Here is a 26,730-nt window from a genome sequence, read left to right on the forward strand (position 1 = left end):
GCGAGACCGTTTGGGAGGAGAATAGGGCTCACCGACAGTCTGCGCATGATCTTGTCCAAAAAGCGAGCGTCAAGCCGAAACGCGCGGATCGAATCCCTCGAATGTCATCTGGTCGGCATTCTCGAAGGTGTGCTTTCGCGCCTTTTCATCGCGCACGGTCCAGGTGATGACGACGACACCCTTTTCGCGCTGCGCTGTGATGAAGGGGTTAGGCAGATCGGCAAAGAAATAGGAGATGAAGTCGAGGCCGAGTTCCATGGCCTTTTCGTGGACTTCGAACTCTTGCGGCTTGTTGCCGCCCGCCGTCAGCCCAAGCGGATAGGGGGCATTAAGCGCCTTCAGATCGCGAAGCAGCCAGTGGTCGAAGCTCATCAGGGCAACCTTGCCTTCATAGCCTTCAAGCACTTCGAGAACTGCTTCCGCAAATCCCTCGTCGTCGGCCTCGCGGCCTTTCAGCTCGATAACCAGCGGAACCCGGCCTTTTACCAGATCCAGCAGCTGCCGCAACGTGGGGATCTTGTCGGCCGTTCCGCCGACGGAGATGAGGCCGAGTTCTTGTGACGTCCGCTCGCGCACGTCACCCTTGAGATTGCAGAGGCGTTCCAGATCCTCGTCGTGGAAGACAACAGGTACGCCATCGGACGCATAATGCAGGTCGCATTCGATCGCGAAGCCTGCTTCGACCGCGCGGGAAAAGGCGGAGAGCGTGTTTTCCCACACCGCCTTGTTGAGGTCATGGTAGCCGCGGTGGGCGACGGGCTGTTCCTTGAGCCATGCAGCCGCGGTCATCAGGCAATTTCCACGATTGCGTCGATTTCGACAGCGGCGTTCATCGGCAACGCGGCCATGCCGACGGCGGCGCGCGCATGCTTTCCGGCCTCACCGAGGACGCCTGCGATCAAGTTGGAGGCGCCATTGATGACGAGGTGCTGTTCAACGAAATCGGGCGTCGAGGCCACGAAGCCATTGAGTTTGATGACGCGCTTGATGCGGCTGAGATCGCCGAGAGCAGACTTTGCCTGGGCAAGAATATTGATGGCACAGAGCTCTGCGGCACGCTGGCCGGTTGCGACGTCGACAGCCTTGCCCAAATGACCCGTAATTATTTTGCCGTTCTCGAGCGGTAGCTGCCCGGAGATGTAGAGAAGGTTGCCACTGATGACATAGGGGACGTAGTTTGCGGCCGGTGCGGCAGCTTCAGGCAGGGATATCCCCATTTCTTTCAGGCGCGCAGCGATTTGATCGGACATTTTCCTCTCCGCTTTTGTTGTCAATAGTTCTAAAATTATGCATCAAGGCTTGGAATCTAGATTGTGACATTTTCGAGCCTCGATTTGGCCGAAAGCGTTCTTATAACATTGCAGGCGAGTTCAACAGGAGATTGTCAATGTTCCGATCGAGTCTTGCCGCAGTTCTTCTGGCGAGCGTTTCGACGTCCGCCTTTGCGGCTGCGCCAGCGACCAGCGCCGCGATTGCGACTGGCCTCGTCGCTCATCGGGCGGTCTACGATCTGGAATTGAAGGATGCCTCCGAGCGCTCCGGGATCTCCGGCATGTCCGGCCGAATGGTCTACGAGTTCGAGGGTAACTACTGCACCGGCTTTACCACCAACTTCCGCTTCGTGACGCAGATCGATACGGGCGATGCTGTCCGCGTCAGCGACCAGCAGACGAAGACCTTCGAGAACCTCAAGGATCGCCGATTCACTTTCGACACCAAGTCCTTTACCGATGACCAGCTCGACAAAGAGGTCAACGGTGCTGCGCAGGATCAGGCTGAAGGGGTAAAGGTTGCTCTGACGCAGCCGACCAGCAAGGAACTGCAGCTCGCCGCGAGCCGGTTCCCGACCGAACATATGCTGGACGTGATCGAGAATGCCAAGGCTGGCAAGCGGCTGTTCGAGGCGCGCGTCTTCGACGGCTCGGATGATGGGGACAAGGCGCTGGTAACGACGACCGTCGTCGGCAAACAGGTGGCGCCTGCGACCGATGAGGCCGATGCGGGTAATGCGGGAGCCTTCGCGAAGGCCGCCTTCTGGCCGGTCACGATCTCGTATTTCAATGAGAACACAAAGACGGACGCTTTGCCTGTCTACCGCATGTCGTTCAAGCTCTACGAAAACGGCATTACGCGTGATTTGACGATGGACTATGGCGACTTTGTTCTAAGCGGCCGGCTTGCGAAGCTCGAACTGCTCGACAGCAAATCGGCGGCCTGCAAATAATCGTCGTGGCACGCTCACCGCGACGATTGTCGGTATGTCTAAGCAAACCCTCTCTATGTTAGGAATCCGGAAGGGCGCTGATTTGGGCGTAACAGTACAGTCGGATTGGAGTGAGGAACTTGGCGATACAGCATGGTGTATTGGGTGGTGGACTCGTCGGCATCTCAACCGGACTGGTCGCGCTGACGTTGTTCTCGAGCGCTCCTGCGTTGGCGTCGAATTGCAGCAGCACGCCGGTGGCAGGCATCGATTGGAGTGAGTGCAGCAAGAAGAACCTCATGCTGCAGGGGAGCGATTTTCAGGGCGCGAACCTGGCGGATGCCGATCTCACCCTGACCAATCTGAGCGGCACGAACCTGACCTCCGCGAATCTGGAAAAGGCAACGCTGGTGCGCGCCTGGTTCACGGGGGCGCAGGCAGGCAAGGCGAATTTCTCGAAGATCGAGGCGTTTCGGGCCGGATTCGAGAATGTTTCCGCTGAGGGCGCATCCTTCGCCGGAGCTGAACTGCAGCGCGCCAATTTCAACGGCGCAAAGCTCAGCGGCGCGAATTTCGAGAAGGCCGAGCTCGGTCGCGCAAGTTTTAATAAGGCGGTGCTGACCGGCGCTAGCTTCTCCCTCGCCAATCTTTCGCGTGCCGACCTCAGTGGCGCCACCTTTGACGGGCCGATCGCCCTGGATCGTGCCTTCATGTTTTTGACGCGAATCGAAGGGCTTGATTTGTCCGCCGCAACCGGCCTTGAACAAGAGCAGGTCGATCTCGCCTGTGGCGACGCTAAGACAAAATTGCCGACAGGCCTTTCCGCGCCGGCAAGCTGGCCATGTGCCTCCGATTGACGGAGCGTTGCAGCGTCGCGCCGATACGGCCGGTCTCCCGCGACTTTCTTTGTCGCTTTTTTTGCGGGAAGCCTTGATTTTCCTCGGAAGGGGGGGTAAGGGCACCCGCATTCCACACGTAAGGCATGGGATTGTCCGGGAGAAATCCGGATGGTTCCGCCCGGTGGCATTCCTCGAAGAGGATGCTGTTAGCCTTGCGGAGGTTCAACCGGAAAAGGATAACAAGGCATGGCATTGCCCGATTTTTCTATGCGCCAGCTCCTCGAAGCAGGCGTCCACTTCGGCCACCAGACGCACCGCTGGAACCCGAAGATGAAGCCGTACATTTTCGGCGATCGCAACAACATCCACATCATCGACCTCGCACAGACGGTTCCGATGCTGTCGCGCGCCCTGCAGGTTGTCTCCGACACCGTTGCTCGTGGCGGCCGCGTTCTCTTCGTTGGCACCAAGCGTCAGGCTTCCGAGCTGATCGCTGACTCGGCCAAGCGTTCCGCTCAGTACTACGTCAACTCGCGTTGGCTCGGCGGCATGATGACCAACTGGAAGACGATCTCCAACTCGATCCAGCGCCTGCGCAAGCTCGACGAGATCCTGTCTTCGGAACAGTCCGGCTACAACAAGAAAGAGCGCCTGAACCTCGAGCGCGAGCGCGAAAAGCTCGACAAGGCTCTCGGTGGTATCAAGGACATGGGCGGCACGCCGGACCTGATGTTCATCATCGACACCAACAAGGAAAAGATCGCGATCGACGAAGCCAAGCGCCTCGGCATCCCGGTTGTCGCAATCATCGACTCGAACTGCGACCCGGACCTGATCGACTATCCGATCCCCGGCAACGACGACGCCTCGCGCGCAATCGCCCTTTACTGCGACCTGATCTCGCGCGCTGCCATCGACGGTATCGCCCGTCAGCAGAGCTCGTCGGGTCGTGACCTCGGTGCATCGATCGAAGCTCCGGCTGAGCCGGCGCTCGAAGGCGAAGCCGAAGCCTGATAAAAGAAGCAGGCGGACCCAGCGGTCCGCCATGCTTTCCAGAGATTGGGAAAAGGCCGCTCGCGACTTTATAAAGTTCGGCGGCCTTGACCGTTTCAGGCGAGGGAATTCAGTCTCTCGCCATTTGAGTTTCGTTATGACGCGTCTTTCATCACGCTGTCATACATACAGGTACATTTCGTGCCTCAATCCGGTGCCGCACCGCCTTTAGCGGGCCACCGTTTGAACCGACAAGAGGAAGCTTATGACCGAGATTACGGCTGCACTGGTGAAGGAACTGCGCGAGAAGTCCGGCGCAGGCATGATGGACTGCAAGAAGGCGCTGCTCGAAAACAACGGCGACATCGAAGCATCGATCGACTGGCTCCGCGCCAAGGGTATCTCGAAGGCCGACAAGAAGGCTGGTCGTGCTGCCGCTGAAGGCCTGATCGCCATCGCCGGCGCCGGCCACAAGGCTGTTGTCGTCGAGCTGAACTCGGAAACCGACTTCGTTGCCCGAAACGATGCCTTCCAGGATCTGGTTCGCGGCATCGCCAACGTTGCCCTGTCCACCGACGGCACGGTTGAAGCAATTGCTGCTGCAACCTACCCGGCATCCGGCAAGCCGGTCGCCGACACCATCAAGGACGCGATCGCAACCATCGGCGAAAACATGACGCTCCGTCGCGCTGCCAAGCTCGAAGTCGAGCACGGCGTTGTTGCAACCTACATCCACAACGCTGCCGGCGACGGCATCGGCAAGCTCGGCGTTCTCGTCGCTCTGAAGTCGGAAGGCGACAAGGCCGTCCTGACCTCGATCGGCCGCCAGGTTGCAATGCACATCGCTGCGACGAACCCGCTGGCCATCCGCGCCGAGGAAGTCGACGCTGCCGTTGCCGAGCGTGAGCGGAACGTCTTCATCGAACAGGCCCGCGAATCCGGCAAGCCGGACGCCATCATCGAAAAGATGGTCGAAGGTCGTATGCGCAAGTTCTTCGAGGAAGTTGCTCTTCTCTCGCAGGCTTTCGTGATCAACCCCGACCTGACGGTCGGCGCTGCTGTCAAGGAAGCTGAAAAGGAAGCTGGCGCGAAGATCGAAGTCGTCGGCATGGCACGCCTCCTCCTCGGTGAAGGCGTCGAGAAGGAAGAAAGCGACTTCGCTGCTGAAGTTGCCGCTGTCGCCAAGGGCTGATCGACCTATACATGTGAAAACAGAAGGGCATCGCGTGACAACGCGGTGCCCTTCGTGTATCCGGCACACAGCGGTAATATACGAGGAGCCACGATGTCGTCAGAGCCTGTCTACAAACGCGTTCTACTCAAAGCTTCCGGCGAAGCCCTCATGGGCAGCCAGGGATTTGGAATTGATGTAGCGGTCGCAGACCGCATTGCGGCTGACATAGCCGGAGCGCGGCAGATGGGTGTGGAAGTCGGCGTCGTCGTCGGCGGTGGCAACATCTTCCGTGGCGTCGCGGTTGCCTCCAAGGGCGGCGATCGCGTCACGGGCGACCACATGGGTATGCTCGCGACTGTCATCAACGCGCTGGCGCTGGCAACGTCGCTTCGCAAGCTAAACATCGATACTGTCGTGTTGTCGGCCATTGCGATGCCGGAGATCTGCGAGAGCTTTTCGCAGCGCGCCACGCTCTACCACCTGTCGCTCGGCCGTGTCGTGATCTTCGCAGGCGGTACCGGCAACCCGTTCTTCACGACCGACTCGGCAGCCGCATTGCGCGCAGCCGAAATGGGAGCAGAGGCGATCTTTAAGGGAACGCAGGTCGATGGTATTTATTCGGCTGATCCGAAAAAGGACCCTGAAGCGACCCGCTTTGACCATCTGACCCACAAGGAAGTCCTGGATAAGGGCTTGGCCGTCATGGACGTTGCGGCAGTGGCCCTGGCACGGGAGAATTCCATTCCGATCATCGTCTTCTCGATCCACGAGAAGGGTGGTTTCGCTGAAATCCTCAAGGGCGGTGGCCTCAAGACCGTCGTCTCTGATAACTGATTGAGTGGGCGGCCGATTTGCCGCAGCTTCTACCAAGACGGGAGCAATGAAATGAGTGAAGGCATCGACATCAAGGAACTCAAGCGCCGCATGGATGGCGCAATTTCCGCGTTCAAGCACGATATCGCATCGCTGCGCACCGGCCGCGCCTCGGCCAACATTCTCGATCCGGTGATGGTCGAGGCCTACGGTTCGCGCGTGCCGCTGAACCAGGTTGCCAACATCACCGTGCCGGAGCCGCGCATGCTGTCGGTTTCGGTCTGGGACAAGTCGATGGTCAACGCGACCGATCGCGCCATCCGCGAATCCAACCTCGGCCTCAATCCGATCATCGACGGCCAGAACCTGCGCATTCCGCTGCCGGAGCTCAACGAGGAGCGCCGTAAGTCGCTGGTGAAGGTTGCCCACGACTATGCCGAGAAAAGCAAGGTTGCGATTCGCCATGTGCGCCGCGACGGCATGGACGGCCTTAAGAAAGCCGAAAAGGACGGTGTGATTGGGCAGGACGAAAGCCGGGCGCAATCAGATCGTGTGCAGAAGATGACCGACGAGACGATTTCTGAGGTCGACCGCTTGCTTGGCGACAAGGAAAAGGAAATCATGCAGGTTTAAGGCGCGCTGCGGCTGCGCCTTGCCTGCAAGAACCGGACGGGAAATGTCGGAACGAACATTTTTGACTGTGCCAGAACACGTTGCCATCATCATGGATGGCAACGGCCGATGGGCGAAGCAGCGCGGACTTCCGCGCACGATGGGACATCGCAAAGGAGTCGACGCCGTGCGCGAAGCCGTGCGTGTGGCCGGCGACGTGGGGATCAAATATCTCACGCTTTTTGCTTTCTCGTCGGAAAACTGGCGTCGTCCGGAAACGGAGGTCTCTGATCTCCTTGGATTGCTGAAAGCTTTCATTCGTCGTGACTTGGCGGAACTCCATCGCCAGAACGTGCGCGTGAAAGTCATTGGTGACCGACACAGCCTCAAGAGTGACATCCTCAATCTTCTCGTGGACGCGGAAGAGACCACAAAGGCGAATACCGCGCTGACGCTCGTTATCGCCTTCAACTATGGTTCGCGCGACGAGATCGCTCGTGCCGTGGCAGGCCTTGCACGTGACGTCGAGGCAGGCCGGCTGAGGGCGCAGGACATTTCTCCTTCGCTGATCAACGCCCGGTTGGATACCGCTGGGATCCCGGATCCCGATCTGATCATCCGCACGAGTGGCGAAGAACGTCTCTCCAACTTCCTGCTTTGGCAGGCGGCTTACTCCGAGTTCATTTTCGTTCCCGAGTATTGGCCCGACTTCAGCCGGGAAATTTTCTACTCGGCGCTGGAGACTTTCGCGTCGCGCGACCGTCGCTTTGGCGGACTGGTGGCACAGACGGCTGCGGCAGTGGGCACCTGATGCAGCAGGAGCTGAAGCTACGCATTGTCTCCGGCGTAATTCTCGCCGCCATTGTTCTGCTCGCCACTTGGTACGGCGGAGTGGCCTTCAGCCTGCTATCGGCATTGATCGGGCTGTTGATCTACTATGAGTGGTCGACCATCACGAAGCTCGCCACGGAACAGCCGGTCGCCAACGCCGTTGGTTGGATAGGGCAGGCGGCGATCGCAGTGGCCGTCGTTGCTGGTACCTTGGGCTATTCTCTTCTTCTCCTCGTGCTTTTCTTTCTGATTGCCGTCGGCTTCGTGTTTACGTTGGGCGTGTCGCGCTGGTTTCCCACGGGGGCCGTGTACGCCGGCCTTACAGGAATAGCGCTATCGACCATCCGCGGCGCCGACAGTGTCGGGCTCGTTGCGATGCTCTTCGTATTCGCGGTCGTGTGGTCGACCGACATTCTTGCCTATTTTGTCGGGCGCGCGATTGGCGGCCCGAAGCTGGCGCCGAAGATATCTCCCGGAAAGACATGGTCCGGCGCCATCGGTGGCGCCGTATCCGCGGTGATCGCCGGCAGCCTGGTTGCCTATTTTGCCTTTCCGGAAAGCGTCGTGCTGGTGGCGCCGGTCGCGTTCATACTGTCAGTCTGTAGCCAGAGCGGCGATCTCTTCGAATCCTTCATCAAGCGCCGCTTCGGCGTCAAGGATTCGAGCCATCTGATCCCCGGGCACGGCGGCGTCATGGACCGTGTCGACGGGCTCATTTTCGCCTGCTTTGCGGCGTTCTTGCTAGCTGTGCTTTTTTCGCTGATAAAGGGCGGCGAAATAACGTCGCTCGGTGCAGCCCTGTTCGGCGTATAATGTCTGCAAAGGCTGGCGGAAAGATCAGATGCTTGGCTTGACCGGTATATTGGCGTTCCTGACGGGCTATATCGTGCCCTTCGTCCTCGTCTTGTCGTTGCTCGTCTTCGTGCACGAGATGGGGCACTATCTTGTCGGGCGCTGGAGCGGCATCCGGATATTGGCGTTCTCGATCGGCTTTGGTCCGGAACTCATCGGCTTCACGGACAAGCAGGGAACCCGCTGGAAGCTTTCATTGATACCGCTTGGCGGCTACGTCCGCTTTTTCGGCGACGAGGACGTATCGAGCAAGCCCGATGACGACAAGATCGCCGCGATGTCGGAAGAAGACCGCGCGCGTTCGTTCGCTGGCGCGAAGCTGTGGAAGCGCGCCGCAACCGTAGCTGCCGGCCCGATTGCGAACTTCATCCTTGCGATTGCGATTTTTGCAGTTCTTTTCTCGATCTACGGCCGATCGATCGCCGATCCTGTTGTCGCGGAAGTCAAGCCGGGCAGCGTCGCGGCTGAGGCCGGCATCGCGCCGGGCGATCTGCTGATCGCCATTGATGGCACGAAGGTAGAGACCTTCGATGACGTGCGGCGCTACGTCAGCATTCGGCCCGAGCAGCGGATCATTGTGACGATTGAGCGCAACGGCGAGAAGCTGGATGTGCCCATGGTGCCGGCCCGGACTGACATGACCGATCAGTTCGGCAACAAGATCGAAATCGGTCTTATCGGTATCGTTACGAACCAGGAGGTCGGGCACTTCCGGGTGCAGACCTATTCGCCGCTGGAGGCGGTCAAGGAAGGCGCGATCCAGACCTGGCACATCGTAACCGGGACTTTCAAGTATATCGGCAATCTGGTCTCCGGTTACATGAAGCCCGACCAGCTTGGCGGACCGATCCGCGTCGCACAGGCTTCCGGCCAGATGGCGACGTTGGGCGTTGCAGCTTTGCTGCAGCTTGCTGCTGTCTTGTCGGTTTCTATCGGATTACTGAACTTGATGCCGGTACCGGTACTTGATGGCGGTCATTTGATGTTCTATGCGATTGAAGCGGTTAGGGGAAAACCGTTGGGTTCTTCTGCCCAGGACATTGCGTTCCGCATTGGCTTGGCGATGGTTTTGAGCTTGATGGTTTTTGCCACCTGGAACGATATAAGTGCTTTAATTGGCTGATTGCCGGACGAGGGAAAATTACCGTTTATTTACGATGTTTCAAAGCTGTAGTGGCGAATGCGTCACGCTTTGAAATGAAGTAAACAGAAATTAACTTGCTCCCTTGCTTGTATGTCAAAAGCGGGTAAAACGACACACGTGGCCGGAATCGGGGGACGCCTGAAGCCGGGGACGAGAAAAAAGGTAATGGGTGAAATGAAGGCTGGTTCAAGATTTTTGAACGCAGTATCGGCGGTTGCGCTGTCTGCAGGTATTGTTGCTTCGGGGGCAGGTGCAACGGTTTTCGTCTCGGCAACGACGGCAGAAGCTGCAGTTATTCAGCGTATTGATGTGCGTGGTGCCAGCCGTGTCGGCGCTGAGGCCGTCCGCTCAAACCTTACAATCCAGCCTGGCAAGAGCTTCTCCAATACCGATATCGATGACTCGGTGAAGCAGCTTTACGACACTGGCTATTTCTCTGACGTGAAGATTTCCGTCTCTGGCGGCACGCTGGTTGTTTCCGTCCAGGAAGCGCAGCTCATCAACCAGGTCGTCTTCAACGGCAACCGCAAGATCAAGGACGACAAGCTTGCTGCTGTCGTGAAGACGCATGCGGCCGGACCTTTCAACGACGCGCAGATCCAGTCGGACATTCAAGCGATCAAGGATGCGTACGCCGCGACCGGTCGCAGTGAGGTCCAGGTAACCACGCAGGTCGTGCCCCTCGGCGAGGGACGTGTGAATCTGGCTTTCGTCATCGACGAAGGTGATCGCACCAAGATTGCCGCTATTAATTTCGTGGGCAACAACGCCTACAGCTCGGGCCGTCTCTCTTCGGTCATCAACACGAAGCGCTCCAACTTTCTGTCGTTCCTGACCCGCAAGGACGTCTACAACGAAGATAAGCTGCGCGCCGACGAAGAGGCGCTGCGTCAGTTCTATTACAATCGCGGATATGCCGACTTCCGTATCATTTCGTCGGATGCGGCGTTCGACGAGGCAACGAACAAATACACGCTGACCTTCAACATCGAAGAAGGCCCGCGCTATGATTTTGGTGCCATAACTGTGCAGTCGACCGTTCCCGGCATCGATTCGACGCAGCTGCAGGGGCTGGTTCGCACGCGCGAAGGCCAGGTCTACAGCGCCAAGGAAGTCCAGAAGTCCATGGAGGCGATCTCCGATCAGGTGGCTTCCGCTGGCTATCCATTTGCGCGCGTAACGCCGCGCGGCAATCGCGATCTGGGCAACAACACGATTGGCGTCGAATACCTGGTCGATCAGGGTGAGCGCGCCTACGTCGAGCGTATTGAAATCCGTGGGAACAGCCGTACGCGCGACTTCGTTATCCGTCGCGAGTTCGACATGAGCGAAGGCGACGCGTTCAATCAGCAGATGATCACGCGCGCAAAGCGCCGCCTCGAAGCTCTCGGCTATTTCTCGTCGGTCAACATCTCGACGCAGCCTGGCAGTTCGCCGGATCGCGTCGTCGTCGTTGTTGATGTGCAGGATCAGGCCACCGGCTCGTTCGGTATTGGCGCGGGCTATGCTGCGGGCGGCGATGGTCTGATCCTCGAAGCCTCGGTTGAAGAAAAGAACTTCCTGGGTCGCGGTCAGTACATCAAGGTCAGTGCTGGTGGCGGCCAAGAGGGCTCCAGAACCTACGGCTTGAACTTCACCGAGCCCTACTTCTTGGGCTATCGTCTGGCCGTCGGTTTCGATCTGAACCACAGCGAGACGTCGAGCAACGACAACTACGACTACGAAGAAAACAGTGGTGTGCTGCGTGCGACGGCGCCGATCACGGAAGATCTGGCAACGACGTTCCGTTACAACTATAAGCAGATGAAATACGATCCTTCGGGATCGCTGAGTGATCTGTCTGCGCCTTACCAGCATCTTGTCGAAGACAGCCCGTGGGTAAAGTCGTCCATTTCGCAGACGCTGACCTACAACACGCTTGACGATATGACGCTGCCTCGCGAAGGCATCTATGCGAGCGTGACGCAGGAAATTGCCGGCCTCGGCGGTGACTCGCAGTTCTATAAGATCTACGGCAAGGCACGCTATTATCACCTGCTGGCAGATGATGCTGATATCATCGGTTCGCTTGCGGGTTCGGCAGGTTACGTCGTCGGCTTCGACAAGCATCTGAATGTCTTTGACCAGTTCACGCTGACCAACGGCGATATCAGAGGCTTTGAGAACAAGGGGATTGGCCCGCGCATTGCCGGCTCTAACGACGACCCGCTCGGTGGCACGACCTACTTTACGGTGTCGGCTGAAGCGACCTTCCCGCTTCCGGCATTCCCGCGCGACTTCGGCCTGCGCGGCGCCTTGTTTGCCGATGCTGGCACGCTGTTTGGCAATGACGTCGATCCGCTTGGCGACAGTGTGAACGGTGAGGACGCATCGCTTCGCGCGTCCGTCGGTGTTGGTCTTATGTGGGCATCGCCGTTTGGTACCCTGCGCGTCGACTACGCGATCCCGGTCGTCAAGGAAGACTTTGACAAAACTCAGAACTTCAAGTTTGGCATAAACAACCAATTCTGATATCGGCAGTCCGGAACCGTAAAACCGAATTCCGTTCTGGAGATTTGCCGATGGAGCAAAATGGCTTTTTTCTGCCCCATGATGGCGTGAAACTCTCGGAGTTGGCGCAGTATCTTGGGGCAGAGCTTGCTGACCCCAAAGATGCAGATGTTGTGATCCGCTCCGTTTCGCCCGTAAATCGGGCGAAAGCGGGCGATCTCTGTTACATCATGTCGAAAAAGAGCAAGGACGAGCTCGCGACCTGTGCGGCATCTGCTGTGCTTTGCACTGCCGGACTGCGATCGCTGGTGCCCGAGCATCTGCCTGTGCTGATTTCGAAGAATGCTCATGCGGCCTTTGCAATGGCGGGCGGTTATCTCCATCCGAAGGCACTTCGGCCGGAGGCGCTGCTGTCCGAAGGGGCTGGCGTCTCGGATCGCGCGGTCGTCGATAAGACGGCGCGTCTGGAAGCCAGGGTTTCGGTCGAGCCATTCGCGATCATCGGCGCGCATGCGGAGATCGGCGAGGGCACGCACATCGGAGCCGGCGCCATCGTCGGTCCAAATGTGAAGATCGGCCGCAATTGTACGATCGCGGCTGGCGCGAGCGTGCTGTGCGCACTCGTCGGCAACGGCGTTATCATCCATAACGGCGCGCGCATCGGCCAGGATGGTTTTGGCTATGCTCCGGGTCCGCGCGGAATGATCAAGATCGTTCAGATCGGTCGGGTTATCATCCAGGATCACGTCGAGATCGGCGCCAATACGACGATTGACCGTGGTGCGATGGACGATACGGTCATCGGCGAAGGCACGAAGATCGATAACCAGGTCCAGATCGGCCATAATTGCCGCATTGGGCGCCATTGCGCCATCGTTTCGCAGGTCGGCATTGCCGGCAGCACCGTGCTTGGCGATGGCGTGCAGATCGGCGGGCAGGCTGGACTGAACGGACATATCAAGATCGGTGACGGAGTGCAGATCGCCGCGAAGAGCGGCGTGATCGGAGACATACCCGCCGGCGAACGCTACGGTGGTGTGCCCGCGCGCCCCATCAACGATTTTCTGCGAGAGACCGCAGCGATTTTGGCGCGATCAACGGGCGGCAAGAAAACGGGAGAAAAGAATGACTGAGGAAGCCAAGACTTCGCTCTCTTCGGCAGATATCATTGAGATTATGAAGCTGCTGCCACATCGTTATCCGTTCCTGCTTGTGGACCGGATCATCGATATCGACGGCGACGAATCCGCGATCGGTATCAAGAACGTGACGGCAAACGAACCGCATTTCACCGGTCATTTTCCGGAGTCGCCGATCATGCCGGGTGTGTTGCTCATCGAGGGCATGGCGCAGACGGCCGGCGCGATCTGCGCCAAAAAGCAAGGCGAGACTGGGAATCTGGTCTACTTCATGACGATCGACAACGCGCGCTTCCGCAAGCCAGTCGTTCCCGGCGACCGTGTCGAATATCACGTGAAGAAACAGAAGCAGCGCGGTAATATCTGGAAGTTCCATTGCGATGCCAAGGTTGATGGAGCGCTTGTCGCCGAAGCTGACATCGGCGCGATGATCGTTCGCAAGGATCAGGCATGAGCACCATTGCAGCCAGCGCCAGCATTCACGCGATGGCGGTTGTCGAAGACGGCGCCGTGATCGGCGAGAACGTCAAGATCGGCCCTTTCTGCCACGTTGGGCCGAAGGTCGTGCTGGGTGATAACGTGGAACTGCTTGCGCATTCGGTTGTCTCCGGCAGGACGACGCTAGGTAAGGGATGCCGCGTTTTCCCGATGGCCGTGATCGGCGGCGATCCGCAGAGTGTTCATCATGGCGGCGAAGAGACGACCTTGAGGGTCGGCGATAACTGCACGTTCCGCGAAGGCGTGACGGTCAATACGGGTACCGCCGACTTTGGTGGCCAGACGATTGTCGGCAATAACAACCTCTTCCTGGCGAATTCGCATATCGCCCATGATTGCCGGGTCGGAAACAACGTCATCATGTCCAACAATGTGATGCTCGCCGGCCACGTGACGATCGAGGATCGCGTCATTCTCGGTGGCGGCTGTGCCGTGCATCAGTTCACGCGTGTCGGCCGGCAGGCCTTTGTCGGCGGCCTTTCTGCCGTCAGCTACGACGTCATTCCCTATGGCATGCTGAATGGCAATCCCGGTCTTCTGAGTGGCCTGAACGTCGTTGGCATGACCCGCGCTGGCGTTGATCGGGCGACGATCCATACCGTGCGGCGCGCCTACAAGGCGATCTTCGAGGGCGACGGTTCGATCCGTGACAACGCCGCCGCGATCCGGGACGAATATGCCGATTGCGAGCAGGTCATTCAGATTCTCGACTTCATCGCCGCTGAAAGCGATCGTGCTCTTTCCTCTCCGACCAGGGGACAGAAAGGGTGATGCTTGGCTCTCGCGGGTGACATGGCAAAAGGCCGCTTGGCAATTATCGCGGGCAGCGGTCTTCTACCGTCTCATGTCGCCACCGCGGCGCGAGACGCAGGCGAGAACCCCTTCATTATCGCTCTGAAAGACGAGGCCGACCGGTCCTGGGACGGCTTCGACCACGCGGTCATCGGCGTCGGCGATTTCGCTGCTCTCCATCGGATCTTTGAAAACAACGGCATAGACCGCGTCGTAATGTCAGGCGGCGTACGCCGGCGTCCGGAGTGGCGCGAAGTCAGGCCGACGTTGAAAACGCTCGTGAAACTGCCGTCGACAATTCGCACGCTGCTTGCTGGCGGCGACGATACGGTGTTGCGGATGGTCATTACCTTGATCGAGGAGAATGGACGTCGGGTCGTTGGTGCGCACGAGATCGCACCCGATCTGCTTGCGTCCGTCGGTCCGCTGAGTGCCATTCGCCCAAGCGCGGATGATATAAAGGACATCGCGCGAGCCGCAGAAGCGGCGGATGCGCTCGGTAGGCTGGACGTCGGTCAGGGGGCTGTTGCGGTTGGTGGCCGCATTGTCGCGCTCGAAGGAGTGGAGGGCACGGACAGCATGTTGGATCGCGTCGCTAATCTGCGCTCGGCTGGGCGAATTTCCGCGCGCCGCCGTGGCGTGCTCGTGAAACTCTGCAAGCCGCAGCAGGATATCCGCGCGGACCTGCCATCGATCGGTATTTCGACGATCGAGAACCTACAGAAGGCGGGGCTGGCCGGCGTGGCTGTTGAAGCGGGCCGCTCACTCGTCCTGGAGCGAAACGCTGTCATAAAGGCTGCGGATGAAGCCGGTATCTTCGTGTGTGGATTGGACAGGGGATTGCCATCCTGGGGGCTGGCGTGAGCGAGGCGGCACTGAAAGTTGCTATCGTCGTTGGAGAGGTTTCGGGCGACCTTCTGGGCGCGGACCTGATTGCAGCCCTGAAGCGGCAATTTCCGGGCGACGTGGACCTGAGAGGGGTCGGCGGCGAGGGACTGGAGGCGCAGGGTCTGTGCTCGCTTTTCGATTTCTCCGAGCTGCAGGTCATGGGCATCACGCAGGTGCTTTCGAAGCTGCCTCGGCTGGTTCGGCGGATTGGCGAGACGGCGTCGGCAATCATCGCCGCCAAGCCCGATGTGCTTATTATCGTTGATAGTCCGGACTTCACCCATAGGGTCGCCAAGCGTGTGCGCACGGCGCTGCCCGACCTGCCTGTTGTCAATTATGTTTGCCCGAGCGTTTGGGCGTGGAAGGAATACCGCGCACAGCGCATGCTCGCCTATGTCGACCATGTGCTGGCTGTCTTGCCATTCGAGCCGGAAGTCATGCACAGGCTGGGCGGCCCGCCGACAACCTACGTTGGCCACCGCCTGACTGCTGATCAGAACCTGCTATACGCCCGCGGCCAGCGCGCCCAGACGAAACCGCGAGGCCCGGCTGACCGGAAGACAGTGATGTTGCTGCCCGGTTCGCGCTCGTCCGAGATCACCAAGCTGCTGCCGCACTTTGGCGATGCCGTGCACGAGCTGGTGGCACGTAACGGCGAGATGCGCTTCATTTTGCCGACGATGCCGCGCCGCGAATCCATGATCCGGGATCTCGTGAAGGATTGGACCACCAAGCCGGAGATCGTGACGGGAGCGGAGGCGAAGTGGCGGGCTTTCACGGAAGCGGATGCGGCCATGGCGGCGTCGGGGACCGTTGTGCTCGAGCTGGCGCTGACCGGGGTTCCCTGCATCTCTGCGTACAAGACCGACTGGATCATCAAGCTTATGACCAGCAAGATCAAAACGTGGAGCGCGGCTCTTCCGAACCTGATCGCGGATTACGCTGTTGTGCCCGAATATATCAACGACGTTGTCCGAGGCGGCAGCTTTGCGCGCTGGATGGAGAAGCTCTCGGTAGACACCTTGCCTCGGCAGGCAATGATGGAGGGGTATGACGTCCTCTGGCAGAGGATGCAGACGGAAAAGCCGCCGGGAGAACACGCGGCCGAGATTGTTCTCGACATCCTTCAAAAGAAAAAGCCCGGTCATTTCTGACCGGGCTTTTGCTTTTTGCTGTCGCTGATTAGCGCTTGGAAACCGGCACGTAGTCGCGCTGCGGCTCGCCGATATAGAGCTGGCGCGGGCGGCCGATACGCTGTTCCGGATCTTCGATCATTTCGTTCCACTGGGCAATCCAGCCGACCGTACGGGCGAGAGCAAACAGCACGGTGAACATGGTCGTGGGGAAGCCCAGGGCCTTCAGCGTGATGCCGGAATAGAAGTCGATGTTCGGATAGAGCTTCTTCTCGATGAAGTATTCATCGGTCAGTGCGATGCGTTCGAGTTCCATCGCGACCTCGAGCAGAGGATCGTCCTTGACACCGAGCTCGCCGAGAACCTCATGCGTCGTCTTCTGCATGATCTTGGCGCGCGGATCGTAGTGCTTGTAGACACGATGACCGAAGCCCATCAGACGGAACGGATCGCTCTTGTCCTTGGCGCGCGCGATGTATTCCGGAATGCGGTCGACAGTGCCGATCTCGGTCAACATGTTGAGCGCTGCTTCATTGGCGCCGCCGTGAGCTGGGCCCCAGAGGCATGCAATGCCGGCAGCGATGCAGGCAAACGGGTTTGCACCCGAAGAGCCTGCGAGGCGGACGGTCGAGGTCGACGCGTTCTGCTCGTGGTCGGCGTGCAGGATGAAGATGCGGTCCATCGCGCGCGACAGCACCGGATTGACCACATACTCCTCGCAGGGAACTGCAAAGCACATGCGCAGGAAGTTCGAGGCGTAGTCGAGGTCGTTCTTCGGGTAAACGAAGGGCTGGCCAATGTGGTACTTGTAGGCCATGGCGGCCAGCGTCGGCATCTTGGCGATCATACGCAGGCTTGCGACCATACGCTGATGCGGATCCGTGATGTCGGTGGAGTCATGGTAGAAGGCCGACAGCGCGCCGACACAGCCGCACATGACAGCCATCGGATGCGCATCGCGGCGGAAGCCCGTGAAGAACCGGCTCATCTGCTCATGCACCATCGTATGATGCGTGACGCGATAGTCGAAATCCTTCTTCTGGGCTGCGGTCGGCAGTTCGCCGTAGAGAAGCAGATAGCAGACTTCGAGGAAGTCGCCGTGCTCGGCGAGTTGCTCGATCGGATAGCCGCGATGCAGAAGCACACCGGCGTCGCCGTCGATGTAGGTGATTTTCGATTCACAGGATGCGGTCGAGGTGAAACCAGGATCGTACGTGAAGGAAGCCGTGTTCTTGTACAGGGCGCCGATATCGATGACGTCAGGACCGATCGTGCCGCTCTTGACAGCGAGATCGACTGATTTGTCACCGATTTTCAGTGTTGCGCTTTGTTCCGTCATTCTGATCCTCCAAACTGGCGGTTGGCGCCATAAAAGCGCCATAGGTTAAGCGTCGTCGACGATAGCTATATGATCGCGCGCCTAATGCCAAGTTACCGCGGCGCCATTTTGTGCATCGCAGTATCAACTTTTGGGCACTGCTGCGATGAGCGCCGCGCATAGCAGAAGCTGATGATTATCCTTGGCTTTTCTCACTTCCGATTTTCCTTCAGATTTCAATCGATTATCCTTGCTTAGAAGCCATCGAGCTTGCATTCTGGTTGTAGGGGCGGCTGTTTTTGGGCGCAATGCATGCCGGGGTTGAAGCCATTCAAGGTGAGGGAGGTCGCACCCGGCGCGGATGCGTTTGAGCGCGCGGAAGAACCTTCTTTTCTTGTTCCGCAAGCTACTCCGGAATGCCGCTCATTTTCCGCACTCAATCGTTCTTGCCGTGGCCAACTCGGATTATGACTGCGACGGACTGTTGCTCCGCGTGGCTTCGACACGCCGCAGCAACGGAAATGGAACATGGGCGGTTCTTCCTGTTTTCGCCGGTCTTCCTGGGGGCAGGCGCGGTGCTCTGGTTCGAACTTGAAAGCGACCTGCCGGAGCTACGGATGGTGGCCTGGTTTGCGGCATTCGCCCTTGTCGTGCTGGCGGCAGGGCGAGGACGCCGACTTGTCCGAAATGCCCCATTGGGGGGCTTGCTCTGCGTCGCGGGATGTTCGCGGGCCAGTTCGAAACTTGGAGCGACCGTTATACTGGACACAGCCGTGACGACCACAACTACGGGGCGCGTCGAGCGCCGCGAGGGGGACGGCCGTGGCCGGTGGCGCTACATCCTCGCCGTCTCATCGACGCAGTCACCCGAGATAAGGCGGCCACCTGAGCGGGTTTCCGTCGTCGCGCGGGCAGGCGGAACCAATCGGCATCGGTGCGTGGTTGACGGGTCGCGCGCGGCTGACGCCGCCTGCCGGACCCGCGCCCCCCGAGATCAACGATTTTGCTTTCAGCGCCTATTTCGACGGGATCGGCGCGAACGGATTTGCTCCTGTCTCCGTCCGAGGCGCTGGGACCGAGCTTCCAGATGTCATTTGCAGCGACGCTCGCCCTTGTCGCCGGTTACGCGATCTGGTCGAAGAGAAGCGCGCGCGAACACCCTCTGCTGCAGGTCGCCGCAGTGAAGCCCATCGTTTTTGTCGCTCGCTTCTTTGGGGGCATCTTGCTGACCTCGATGATCGGCGGCTTCTCGACGGCGCTCTTTGCCGTCGAGCACTTCCACCGGCTCAGCGCTTACGGACTACCCGCAAATCTCATGGCCATGCCGGTGATCTCTTTTGTGGTAATGCCAATGGGGATGTTCGCGATGTTGCTGACGCCGTTTGGCCTCGATGTTATTCCCTGGAAAATCGCGGGCTTCGGGCTCGACATCGTGATCGCCATTGCCAAGACGGTCTCGGGCTGGGGTGGCAACGTCGATATGGGACGATTGCCGGGTTGGTACTTTCCTGTGGCGGTCGCGGGCTTCCTCTCGCTTGCCCCTCTGCGAACCAAGCTCCGCTATCTCGGCGCTGCCGTGATCGCGTTGGCGCCATTGTGGCATTGGCGCCGTCCAGACCGCCCCCGCGAAATTGTCATGGCCGAGGACGGCAGCATTTGTCGCGATTGTCAAAGGGCAGGTCCTTGCAATCCAATCGACCCCATCCGCCTGACTTCGTCTTCGATCAATGGCGAAGGGCGCTCGCGGCGGAGTTAAGCCAGCCACCGCAACTATTGGAAGGCGTCGGCCCTGTTCGTCAGCGGAGAAGTAAAGGGGAAGCTCCACGGCTCTCAGCAACGGAATTGCGTAACGCTCGCAACGCGCTACGTCAGGCTGCGACGGGCGCTGGGAACCGCTTCGTCTGCCTGAAAGGCGCCTGGTGCACTGCCCCGCATGCGGCTACATCGTGACAATCGTCGAAAATCTCGCTTATTTCGGCACTGCCTGTGATACAGCTGATATCGTCGTAACGCCCGCTCGCCTGCGGGCGACGGCATGCCGGTCGGGCGCGCTTCTGTTCACCGGCGAAACCCTGCGTCATTCGGGCGCTGCTGAGATAAGGATAGATGACCAGGGTGTACCCGTGGTAACGACGGCCTACACCACACTTGACCGCCCTTGGATGCGGCATCGGGCATACAACTGGCGGAGCGGCACCTTCGACGGTGAGCCGCCTGTCTTCAATGATAACGGCGAATGAGGCCGACGAGCTTGCCCTGAACCTTGACACGGTCAGGCCCGAAAATACGCGTTTCATAAGCCGGGTTCGCGGCCTCAAGCGCAATGGAAGCGCCTTTGCGGCGGAAGCGCTTAAGGGTTGCTTCCTCGTCATCGACAAGTGCGACAACGATGTCGCCGGCATTTGCAGTGCTGGCGTTGCGGATGATCACCGTGTCGCCATCAAAGATGCCGGCTTCGATCATCGAGTCGCCCTTGACCTCAAGCGCATAGTGTTCGCCCGGGCCAAGCATGTCGGCTGGAACAGTGATGTCGTGGGTAATGTTCTGGATTGCCGAAATCGGCACGCCCGCGGCGATCCGTCCCATGACTGGCACGGAGGCGGAATTGCCGTTGTCGGCTTGTGCAGCCGGCTTCGGCGGCGCGACCGGCTGTGGCTTTCCGAGGCTGCCTTCGATGACGCTCGGCGAAAAGCCGCGGCGGGGCTGCAAGCTCGGATTGTAGGCTTCAGGAAGCTTGATGACCTCCAGGGCGCGGGCTCGATTCGGCAGTCGACGAATGAAACCACGTTCTTCCAGAGCAGTAATTAGCCGGTGGATGCCGGACTTCGACGCGAGGTCCAAGGCGTCTTTCATTTCGTCAAAAGACGGGGGGACACCGGACTCCTTCATTCGTTCGTGAATGAAGAGAAGAAGCTCCTGTTGCTTGCGCGTCAGCATCGAAGTTGAACCCCAGAGTCGTGAAACAAAGCCAGAACAGACACTATATGTTCCATATGTGTTCCGCAAGTACCTAAATTTTCGTAAAACTTGCCTGCAACTTGTTCAGTTTTTGCGTTGCTTTTGAGCGAAAGCGCAGAAGGGGGTTGCATTGTTCCCTTGCCCGGCGCACATCTTCGCAAATTCCCGGGAGTTTGCCATGAGCGAAGCACATCCGCTGGACCACATCGTGCTGCCGGTCTCCAATATTGTACTTGCCCGCGAGCGTCTCGGAAAACTCGGATTCACCGTCGCGCCCGATGCCCGGCATCCTTTTGGAACCGAGAACGCCTGCATATTCTTCGCCGACGAAACTTACCTGGAGCCGCTCGCGGTCGCCAGCGCAGAACCGTATGAGGCGTCAGCGAAGAAAGGCAATGTCTTTACCGCGCGTGACCGCGCTTTTCGGTTTCGATGCGGGGATGATGGGTTCTCCGCGGCGGTCTTCGCGACCGCCGATGCCGACCGCGACCATGCCAGATTCCTTGCCGAAAAGATCAACGGTGGCGAGATGCTGCAGTTCGAGCGACCGATGAGACTGCCCGACGGTTCTCAGGCAACCGCCGCGTTCAAGCTCGCGTTCGCGGTCGATCTGCGAGCTCCGGACTTTTTCTTTTTCACATGCCAACGCGTCAATCCGCTGCCGTCTGATCGAAGGACGCTGCAAACCCATGTGAACGGCGTCAAAGGAATCGCGGAGATCATTCTTGGCGCGCGGGACCCAAAGGCTTTTGCACCATTTGTGCGCGCCGCGGCGCACAGCCTCACGGTGACTAACGAGGCCTTTGGCGCGAGTGTTACAACTCCGAACGCCAAAGTGAGCGTTCTCTCTCCAGATGGATTGGATGCCTACTTCGACATTCCCGCACCCTCAAACGATCGCGGCCTGCGTGGCGTCGCCATTGTTTTCACGGTCAGTGATCTCGCCGTGACAGAAGCGCATTTGGCTGCTAACGGGATGACCTACACGCGCAAGAACAATCGAATTCTGGTGAAGGCGGCGCCCGGGCAGGGTGCGCTCTTCGCCTTCGAGGAGAAACGATGAGCCAGACAAATTCCGAAGTCGTGGTTGGCCAAGGCGCCGACCGTGTCACCTTTTCGAATATCGGCAGGCTGTCGCTGATTGCCGGCCCGTGTCAAATGGAGAGCCGTGACCATGCATTCATGGTCGCGGGCGTGCTTAAGGAACTCTGCGACAAGCTTGGTCTTGGTCTCGTTTATAAGTCGTCCTTCGACAAAGCCAACCGGACGTCGCTCTCGGCCCAGCGAGGCATCGGCCTTGAAAAGGCTCTGGAGGTCTTTTCCGATCTTAAGAAGGAATACGGTTTTCCTGTTCTGACTGACATCCATACGGAAGAGCAGTGCGCCGAGGTGGCAACCGTCGTCGACATCCTGCAGATTCCTGCCTTCCTCAGCCGCCAGACGGACCTGCTCGTGGCTGCCGCCAAAACCGGCCGAGCCATCAACGTCAAGAAGGGGCAGTTCCTGGCGCCTTGGGACATGAAGAATGTCCTCAACAAGCTGAACTCGACAGGCAACCCGAATATTCTCCTGTGCGAGCGCGGGGCCTCCTTCGGCTACAACACGCTCGTATCGGACATGCGTTCGCTGCCAATCATGGCGGCGATGGGCGCTCCGGTTGTTTTCGATGCGACGCATTCAGTCCAGCAACCGGGCGGGCAAGGCGGTTCCAGCGGTGGTCAGCGCGAGTTTGTCGAAACTCTCGCGCGCGCTGCCGTTGCAGTCGGCGTCGCAGGTGTATTCGTCGAGACACACGAAGATCCGGACAACGCGCCGTCTGATGGCCCGAACATGGTATACCTCAAGGATATGCCGCGGCTGCTGGAAAAACTCCTCGCCTTCGACGCGATTGCCAAACTGGCTTGAAGGGCGAGCGGAGGATGCTCGCCATCAGCTGGCGAGCGCGATCCTTTGGTTTGAAGAGTATCCCGATGCCGCGGCCCTCGTTGCATTCTCGAGGACGAAGCGGGAGAGCAGGTGATTGAGGTGTGCTGTCTCGTCGCCAAGCTCGCGGCAGGCCGCACTCGTTTCCTCGGCCATCGCTGCGTTCTGTTGCGTGACGCTGTCCATGGTGTTGACCGCGGCGTTGACTTCGACGAGGGCGGTCGTCTGTTCGGAAGAGGAACGCACGATCGCCTCTATCAGCGCCGTCACCTTCAGGACCTGCTGATCGATATGGTTTAGGGCTTCGCCGGTGCGGTTGACCAAGGCAACGCCGGTCGAAACCTGACCGGAAGAGGTCTCGATCAACTGTTTGATTTCCTTCGCCAGATTGGCAGAGCGGCCCGCCAGATCGCGCACCTCCTGTGCCACGACGGCAAAGCCCTTGCCGGCCTCACCTGCACGGGCGGCTTCCACCCCGGCATTGAGCGCAAGCAGGTTGGTCTGGAAGGCGATTTCATCGATGACATTGATGATCGCGCCAATCTGCGCGGACGACGTTTCGATCTTCTCCATCGCAGCCACCGCCTCGTGTACGACGGTTGCCGAATAGCTGGCGCTTTCCTTGGTCGCCGTCATCATCGCATTCGCTTCATTCGCGCGTTCCGACGAGTTCTTGACGGTCACGGTGATTTGGTCGAGCGCGGAAGCGGCCTGTTCGAGCGAGGCTGCTTGATGTTCCGTTCGCCGCGCCAGATCTTCAGTGCTTGATGAAATTTCGCCGGAGCCGATCTTTACCGCATTCGTCGCGATTGCAATGTCCTTCATCGCGCCGGAAAGCGTGCGGACGCTCGAGTTGAACTGTTCGCGAAGCTTCTCGTAGGCTGACTCGAAGGGCTCGCTGAGCTGTACGGTGAGATCGCCACCGGAGAGGCGTTCCAAGCCACGGCCGAGGTCCACGATCACGCGCTCGCGCGCGGCCTCCTCGTCTGCCTTGACGGCGGCATGCGCCGCATCGCGCAGCGTTTGAGCTTGGCGCTCGGCGTCCTGGCGCTGGCGGATGTTGTTTCGCTCTTGAGCAGATTCGCGGAAGACGGTGACGGCGCGTGCCATCTCGCCGATCTCGTCGGCGCGGCCGCTGAAGGGTACATCCTTCGAATAGTCACCGCCGGCAAGGACCGTCATGTAATCACGCATCGCCGACAGCGGCACGATGGCGCGCCGGCGGAAGACATAAAGGCCGCCAAGAAGCAGGCAAAGCGAGACGGCAGCAGATGCAAACGTGATCGTCGAGAGGAGGTGTGTCTGCTCGGCAGCGTCCTTTTCGGCCTGGGCCGAGAAGGCGTTCGCCATATCGACCAGTTCGTTGACTGCCTTTTCGTGGACATGGAAATTAGTCGCGAGTTTCTCGAAAGCAGTCCGGATAACGGCGGTGTCGTTGTTGAGAATGGCAGGGGCAAGTTCGTCCTGCATCACCTTCCAGAACAAATCGCCTTTGACGAGGACATCGTTCAGCAGTTTTTCCTTGAGGTCGGCGCTGAGCGCCGTCGCCTGCCAATATTTACGGCGGTCCTCATAAGCGGGAATCAGGACACTTTGGATGCGGTCGATGTTCTTCCGAGCAACCTCCGGGCGCTGTACCGCTTCGAGCGCGAGCATGTAGGACTCAACGACGTAGAGGGGCGGCGGCAAAATATCGGCTACGAGATCCTTCCCATAGACGATCTGCTTGTACATCTCGCCGTTCACGCGCAACTTGTTGAAGGCATAATTCTGTATGCCGATTGAAGCGACAAGCCCCGCGGTGACGACTGCCGCGAAGATGGCAAGGCTACGTGCAATGTTGAGTTTCATCCTATGCCCCGTGAATTTTAATGGCGAAAAATGTCGTTGCTAAAACCTATTCTTGGAATTTCCGAGCGAACCGTAACGGCGACGGTCTGGTTACATTGGTAGGCGGGGTTGGACCGCATGAGGAGGCGCATCATGCAATACTGTCCGTCGAAGAGCGGGCAGTATTTCCTCATCAAGCGTTAACTATAGGTTTGATTGGTTACTGACCGATAAATTTCAACCAACTTGAGAGTAATAATCTCTGTTTTCAAAACTTGAGGTTTTGAAATACTGGAAACATTTCGTTCCTCACGGATTGGCGGAACGGCGCGCCGCTTCAAAAGCTTGACATATTCGCGCTATAGGGCCGTGACATGCCGTGTGTCGTCAGTGCGGCATTGTAATTTGCGTACCTTCGATTAAACAGGCTTCGAACGTTATCACCCACCGAGCAGGAAGAACCGATGACTGCAATTACCGACATTATCGCCCGCGAGATTCTCGACAGCCGTGGCAATCCGACCGTCGAAGTCGATGTCTATCTCGAAGACGGCAGCATGGGCCGTGCGGCGGTGCCGTCGGGCGCTTCGACCGGTGCTCACGAGGCCGTCGAAGTGCGCGATGGCGGCAAGCGCTATCTCGGCAAGGGCGTTGAGAAGGCCGTCGAGGCCGCCAACACCGAAATCTTCGACGCGATCGGCGGTATCGATGCCGAAAATCAGATCCAGATCGACAACATCATGATCGAATTGGATGGCACGCCGAATAAGTCGCGTCTCGGTGCCAACGCCATCCTCGGCGTTTCGCTCGCCGTGGCCAAGGCCGCTGCGCAGGCCGCCGGTCTGCCGCTCTACCGTTACGTTGGTGGCGCCAGCGCTCACCTGCTGCCGGTTCCGATGATGAACATCATCAACGGCGGCGCGCATGCCGACAATCCGATCGACTTCCAGGAATTCATGATCATGCCTGTTGGCGCCGATTCCATTCGCGAAGCTGTTCGCATGGGCTCGGAAGTATTCCACGTCCTCAAGAAGGAATTGTCGGCCCAGGGTCACAACACCAACGTCGGTGACGAAGGCGGCTTCGCGCCGGGCCTGAAGAGTGCGCCTGAGGCCCTCGACTTCATTATGAAGTCGATCGAGAAAGCCGGCTACAAGCCGGGCGACGACATCAGCCTTGGTCTTGACTGCGCTTCGACAGAATTCTTCAAGGATGGCAAGTATGTCCTCGAGGGCGAGGGCCGGACGCTGGAGCCGGGCGCCATGGCCGAATACCTTGCTCAGCTTGCAGCCAAGTATCCGATCATCTCGATCGAAGATGGCATGGCTGAGGATGACTGGGACGGCTGGAAGGCTCTGACCGATCTCGCTGGCAAGAAGGTTCAGCTGGTCGGCGACGACCTCTTCGTCACCAACTCGGCTCGCCTGCGCGACGGTATTCGCATGGGTGTCGCAAATTCGATCCTCATCAAGGTCAACCAGATCGGCTCGCTGACGGAAACGCTCGATGCCGTCAACACCGCGCACAAGGCTGCCTACACAGCCGTCATGTCGCACCGTTCCGGCGAAACCGAAGATTCGACGATTGCCGATCTGGCGGTCGCCACCAACTGTGGTCAGATCAAGACGGGCTCGCTGTCGCGCTCCGATCGTCTGGCCAAGTACAACCAGCTGATCCGCATCGAAGAGGGCCTCGGCCCGCAGGCTCGCTACGCTGGCCGCTCGATCATCCGCGGCTAATCGCGTCTGATTTCAGCAAGTTAGACCCGCGCCTTCGAAAGGCGCGGGTTTTTTCTTGCCTGATTTTTCATAGTCAACGGACAGTTAATCTCTGCCCGGTAGTCTCGCACGTATCGAGGTAATGCGTTCGAGCGTGTGTTTATGTGGACAAAGCATCACAAGAAGAAAAAGATCGGTCGTTTCGTGGTTCCGGCCATGACGGTCGCCTTTCTTTCCTACTTCGGCTATCATTGCATCCATGGGGACTACGGTCTGCGGGCAACCGAAGGGTTTGAGCGCCAACGGATCGCGCGCGAAAGGGAGCTGGCGGTTCTGAAAAGCAAGCGCGAGCATCTTGAAAAGCAGGTCGCGCTGCTGAGCGACGGTTCTATGGACAAGGATATGCTGGACGAAAAAGCGCGTCTTCAGCTTAATGTTTCTCGTGCCGACGAGATCGTCATATTCAACCATTATTCCAATTAACCCAAATCCAGTTAATCGAATTAAATCGTTATTTATCAGTGGCTTGCTGGTGAATACGAGCCATGCATTTATGGCATTGCTGTGGCGAAATTTCTTCCC

Annotated in this window: 26 protein-coding genes; 21 read left to right on the forward strand and 5 right to left on the reverse strand. The window is 58.8% G+C overall.

Annotated features, from left to right (window positions below; genetic code table 11):
• Positions 1-69: 69 nt before the first annotated feature.
• Together ATY79_RS04790 and ATY79_RS04795 are read right to left on the reverse strand one after the other, a co-directional pair.
• Positions 70-789, reverse strand: a complete 720-nt coding sequence (locus tag ATY79_RS04790; RefSeq protein WP_088694891.1) for a glycerophosphodiester phosphodiesterase — start codon at positions 787-789, stop codon at positions 70-72.
• Positions 789-1,250, reverse strand: coding sequence for a RidA family protein (locus tag ATY79_RS04795; protein WP_088694892.1), 462 nt, complete (start codon positions 1,248-1,250; stop codon positions 789-791). Before ATY79_RS04795 ends, ATY79_RS04790 begins: the two co-directional genes overlap by 1 nt.
• Before the next feature lie 137 nt (positions 1,251-1,387).
• On the opposite strand from ATY79_RS04795, the gene ATY79_RS04800 reads away from it, so the two are divergent.
• The 15 genes from ATY79_RS04800 to lpxB all read left to right on the forward strand — a co-directional run bounded on the left by ATY79_RS04800 (position 1,388) and on the right by lpxB (position 16,422).
• Complete coding sequence (locus ATY79_RS04800) at positions 1,388-2,224, forward strand: cell envelope integrity EipB family protein (protein WP_088694893.1); 837 nt, start codon at positions 1,388-1,390, stop codon at positions 2,222-2,224.
• Positions 2,225-2,343: 119 nt separating this feature from the next.
• A complete protein-coding gene (locus ATY79_RS04805; RefSeq protein ID WP_189637257.1) occupies positions 2,344-3,060 on the forward strand; it encodes a pentapeptide repeat-containing protein in 717 nt (238 codons plus the stop codon).
• A gap of 228 nt (positions 3,061-3,288) precedes the next feature.
• Positions 3,289-4,056, forward strand: coding sequence for a 30S ribosomal protein S2 (gene rpsB / locus ATY79_RS04810; RefSeq protein ID WP_088694894.1), 768 nt, complete (start codon positions 3,289-3,291; stop codon positions 4,054-4,056).
• A 244-nt stretch (positions 4,057-4,300) separates the two neighbouring features.
• Positions 4,301-5,227: a translation elongation factor Ts gene (gene tsf / locus ATY79_RS04815; RefSeq protein ID WP_088694895.1), complete on the forward strand. Its 927-nt coding sequence runs from the start codon at positions 4,301-4,303 to the stop codon at positions 5,225-5,227.
• Positions 5,228-5,320: 93 nt separating this feature from the next.
• Positions 5,321-6,043, forward strand: coding sequence for a UMP kinase (pyrH, locus tag ATY79_RS04820; protein ID WP_088694896.1), 723 nt, complete (start codon positions 5,321-5,323; stop codon positions 6,041-6,043).
• 51 nt (positions 6,044-6,094) lie between these two features.
• Complete coding sequence (gene frr, locus ATY79_RS04825) at positions 6,095-6,655, forward strand: ribosome recycling factor (protein ID WP_007790369.1); 561 nt, start codon at positions 6,095-6,097, stop codon at positions 6,653-6,655.
• Positions 6,656-6,698: 43 nt separating this feature from the next.
• Positions 6,699-7,445, forward strand: a complete 747-nt coding sequence (locus ATY79_RS04830) for an isoprenyl transferase (protein WP_088694897.1) — start codon at positions 6,699-6,701, stop codon at positions 7,443-7,445.
• On the forward strand, positions 7,445-8,278 hold the full coding sequence (locus ATY79_RS04835) for a phosphatidate cytidylyltransferase (protein WP_088694898.1): 834 nt from the start codon (positions 7,445-7,447) through the stop codon (positions 8,276-8,278). Before ATY79_RS04830 ends, ATY79_RS04835 begins: the two co-directional genes overlap by 1 nt.
• A 28-nt stretch (positions 8,279-8,306) precedes the next feature.
• Positions 8,307-9,440 carry an RIP metalloprotease RseP gene (gene rseP, locus ATY79_RS04840; protein WP_088694899.1) on the forward strand — a complete coding sequence of 378 codons (1,134 nt, stop codon included), beginning with the start codon at positions 8,307-8,309 and terminating at the stop codon, positions 9,438-9,440.
• Positions 9,441-9,635: 195 nt separating this feature from the next.
• Positions 9,636-11,972, forward strand: a complete 2,337-nt coding sequence (gene bamA / locus ATY79_RS04845) for an outer membrane protein assembly factor BamA (protein WP_088694968.1) — start codon at positions 9,636-9,638, stop codon at positions 11,970-11,972.
• 50 nt (positions 11,973-12,022) lie between these two features.
• Entirely contained in the window at positions 12,023-13,084 is a 1,062-nt protein-coding gene (gene lpxD / locus ATY79_RS04850; RefSeq protein ID WP_088694900.1) for a UDP-3-O-(3-hydroxymyristoyl)glucosamine N-acyltransferase, read from the forward strand.
• Positions 13,077-13,544, forward strand: a complete 468-nt coding sequence (gene fabZ / locus ATY79_RS04855; protein ID WP_088694901.1) for a 3-hydroxyacyl-ACP dehydratase FabZ — start codon at positions 13,077-13,079, stop codon at positions 13,542-13,544. Before lpxD ends, fabZ begins: the two co-directional genes overlap by 8 nt.
• On the forward strand, positions 13,541-14,359 hold the full coding sequence (gene lpxA / locus ATY79_RS04860; protein WP_088694902.1) for an acyl-ACP--UDP-N-acetylglucosamine O-acyltransferase: 819 nt from the start codon (positions 13,541-13,543) through the stop codon (positions 14,357-14,359). The genes fabZ and lpxA overlap by 4 nt, the downstream gene beginning before the upstream one ends.
• A 3-nt stretch (positions 14,360-14,362) precedes the next feature.
• Positions 14,363-15,244 carry an LpxI family protein gene (locus tag ATY79_RS04865; protein WP_189637258.1) on the forward strand — a complete coding sequence of 294 codons (882 nt, stop codon included), beginning with the start codon at positions 14,363-14,365 and terminating at the stop codon, positions 15,242-15,244.
• Positions 15,241-16,422, forward strand: coding sequence for a lipid-A-disaccharide synthase (gene lpxB, locus ATY79_RS04870; protein WP_088694969.1), 1,182 nt, complete (start codon positions 15,241-15,243; stop codon positions 16,420-16,422). The genes ATY79_RS04865 and lpxB overlap by 4 nt, the downstream gene beginning before the upstream one ends.
• Before the next feature lie 28 nt (positions 16,423-16,450).
• On the opposite strand, the gene gltA is transcribed toward lpxB, so the two are convergent.
• On the reverse strand, positions 16,451-17,740 hold the full coding sequence (gene gltA, locus ATY79_RS04875) for a citrate synthase (RefSeq protein WP_088694904.1): 1,290 nt from the start codon (positions 17,738-17,740) through the stop codon (positions 16,451-16,453).
• A 1,066-nt stretch (positions 17,741-18,806) separates the two neighbouring features.
• Between gltA and ATY79_RS31270 the strand changes: the two genes are divergently transcribed.
• Complete coding sequence (locus ATY79_RS31270; RefSeq protein ID WP_245312313.1) at positions 18,807-19,475, forward strand: ComEC/Rec2 family competence protein; 669 nt, start codon at positions 18,807-18,809, stop codon at positions 19,473-19,475.
• A 190-nt stretch (positions 19,476-19,665) separates the two neighbouring features.
• Positions 19,666-19,959, forward strand: a complete 294-nt coding sequence (locus tag ATY79_RS31275) for a hypothetical protein (RefSeq protein ID WP_245306926.1) — start codon at positions 19,666-19,668, stop codon at positions 19,957-19,959.
• Here the strand turns inward: ATY79_RS31275 and lexA are convergent.
• Positions 19,940-20,656 (reverse strand): transcriptional repressor LexA, encoded by a 717-nt coding sequence (gene lexA / locus ATY79_RS04885; RefSeq protein WP_088694905.1) that lies wholly within the window; start codon positions 20,654-20,656, stop codon positions 19,940-19,942. The two genes, ATY79_RS31275 and lexA, sit on opposite strands and share 20 nt — an antisense overlap.
• Positions 20,657-20,855: 199 nt before the next feature.
• On the opposite strand from lexA, the gene ATY79_RS04890 reads away from it, so the two are divergent.
• Positions 20,856-21,740 (forward strand): VOC family protein, encoded by an 885-nt coding sequence (locus ATY79_RS04890; RefSeq protein ID WP_088694906.1) that lies wholly within the window; start codon positions 20,856-20,858, stop codon positions 21,738-21,740.
• The gene (kdsA, locus tag ATY79_RS04895) at positions 21,737-22,582 is read left to right on the forward strand and encodes a 3-deoxy-8-phosphooctulonate synthase (RefSeq protein WP_088694907.1); all 846 of its coding nucleotides are present in this window, start codon (positions 21,737-21,739) and stop codon (positions 22,580-22,582) included. Before ATY79_RS04890 ends, kdsA begins: the two co-directional genes overlap by 4 nt.
• Positions 22,583-22,606: 24 nt before the next feature.
• Here kdsA and ATY79_RS04900 read toward each other — a convergent pair whose 3' ends face one another.
• Positions 22,607-24,451, reverse strand: coding sequence for a methyl-accepting chemotaxis protein (locus ATY79_RS04900; protein ID WP_088694908.1), 1,845 nt, complete (start codon positions 24,449-24,451; stop codon positions 22,607-22,609).
• A gap of 443 nt (positions 24,452-24,894) precedes the next feature.
• Between ATY79_RS04900 and eno the strand changes: the two genes are divergently transcribed.
• Positions 24,895-26,169, forward strand: a complete 1,275-nt coding sequence (eno, locus tag ATY79_RS04905) for a phosphopyruvate hydratase (protein WP_028748139.1) — start codon at positions 24,895-24,897, stop codon at positions 26,167-26,169.
• A gap of 141 nt (positions 26,170-26,310) precedes the next feature.
• The gene (locus ATY79_RS04910) at positions 26,311-26,631 is read left to right on the forward strand and encodes a septum formation initiator family protein (protein WP_037127727.1); all 321 of its coding nucleotides are present in this window, start codon (positions 26,311-26,313) and stop codon (positions 26,629-26,631) included.
• The last annotated feature ends 99 nt before the right edge of the window (positions 26,632-26,730 follow it).

The sequence above is a fragment of the Rhizobium sp. R693 genome (genome assembly GCF_002211315.1).
In the GTDB taxonomy this organism is placed as follows: Bacteria; Pseudomonadota; Alphaproteobacteria; order Rhizobiales; family Rhizobiaceae; genus Rhizobium.

Coding starts and splice junctions, on each gene's coding strand:
- ATY79_RS04790 (WP_088694891.1), bottom strand. CDS start 789: ATGACCGCGGCTGCATGGCTCAAGGAACAGCCCGTCGCCCACCGCGGC.
- ATY79_RS04795 (WP_088694892.1), bottom strand. CDS start 1,250: ATGTCCGATCAAATCGCTGCGCGCCTGAAAGAAATGGGGATATCCCTG.
- ATY79_RS04800 (WP_088694893.1), top strand. CDS start 1,388: ATGTTCCGATCGAGTCTTGCCGCAGTTCTTCTGGCGAGCGTTTCGACG.
- rpsB (WP_088694894.1), top strand. CDS start 3,289: ATGGCATTGCCCGATTTTTCTATGCGCCAGCTCCTCGAAGCAGGCGTC.
- tsf (WP_088694895.1), top strand. CDS start 4,301: ATGACCGAGATTACGGCTGCACTGGTGAAGGAACTGCGCGAGAAGTCC.
- pyrH (WP_088694896.1), top strand. CDS start 5,321: ATGTCGTCAGAGCCTGTCTACAAACGCGTTCTACTCAAAGCTTCCGGC.
- frr (WP_007790369.1), top strand. CDS start 6,095: ATGAGTGAAGGCATCGACATCAAGGAACTCAAGCGCCGCATGGATGGC.
- ATY79_RS04830 (WP_088694897.1), top strand. CDS start 6,699: ATGTCGGAACGAACATTTTTGACTGTGCCAGAACACGTTGCCATCATC.
- ATY79_RS04835 (WP_088694898.1), top strand. CDS start 7,445: ATGCAGCAGGAGCTGAAGCTACGCATTGTCTCCGGCGTAATTCTCGCC.
- rseP (WP_088694899.1), top strand. CDS start 8,307: ATGCTTGGCTTGACCGGTATATTGGCGTTCCTGACGGGCTATATCGTG.
- bamA (WP_088694968.1), top strand. CDS start 9,636: ATGAAGGCTGGTTCAAGATTTTTGAACGCAGTATCGGCGGTTGCGCTG.
- lpxD (WP_088694900.1), top strand. CDS start 12,023: ATGGAGCAAAATGGCTTTTTTCTGCCCCATGATGGCGTGAAACTCTCG.
- fabZ (WP_088694901.1), top strand. CDS start 13,077: ATGACTGAGGAAGCCAAGACTTCGCTCTCTTCGGCAGATATCATTGAG.
- lpxA (WP_088694902.1), top strand. CDS start 13,541: ATGAGCACCATTGCAGCCAGCGCCAGCATTCACGCGATGGCGGTTGTC.
- gltA (WP_088694904.1), bottom strand. CDS start 17,740: ATGACGGAACAAAGCGCAACACTGAAAATCGGTGACAAATCAGTCGAT.
- ATY79_RS31270 (WP_245312313.1), top strand. CDS start 18,807: ATGTCATTTGCAGCGACGCTCGCCCTTGTCGCCGGTTACGCGATCTGG.
- lexA (WP_088694905.1), bottom strand. CDS start 20,656: ATGCTGACGCGCAAGCAACAGGAGCTTCTTCTCTTCATTCACGAACGA.
- ATY79_RS04890 (WP_088694906.1), top strand. CDS start 20,856: ATGAGCGAAGCACATCCGCTGGACCACATCGTGCTGCCGGTCTCCAAT.
- kdsA (WP_088694907.1), top strand. CDS start 21,737: ATGAGCCAGACAAATTCCGAAGTCGTGGTTGGCCAAGGCGCCGACCGT.
- ATY79_RS04900 (WP_088694908.1), bottom strand. CDS start 24,451: ATGAAACTCAACATTGCACGTAGCCTTGCCATCTTCGCGGCAGTCGTC.
- eno (WP_028748139.1), top strand. CDS start 24,895: ATGACTGCAATTACCGACATTATCGCCCGCGAGATTCTCGACAGCCGT.
- ATY79_RS04910 (WP_037127727.1), top strand. CDS start 26,311: ATGTGGACAAAGCATCACAAGAAGAAAAAGATCGGTCGTTTCGTGGTT.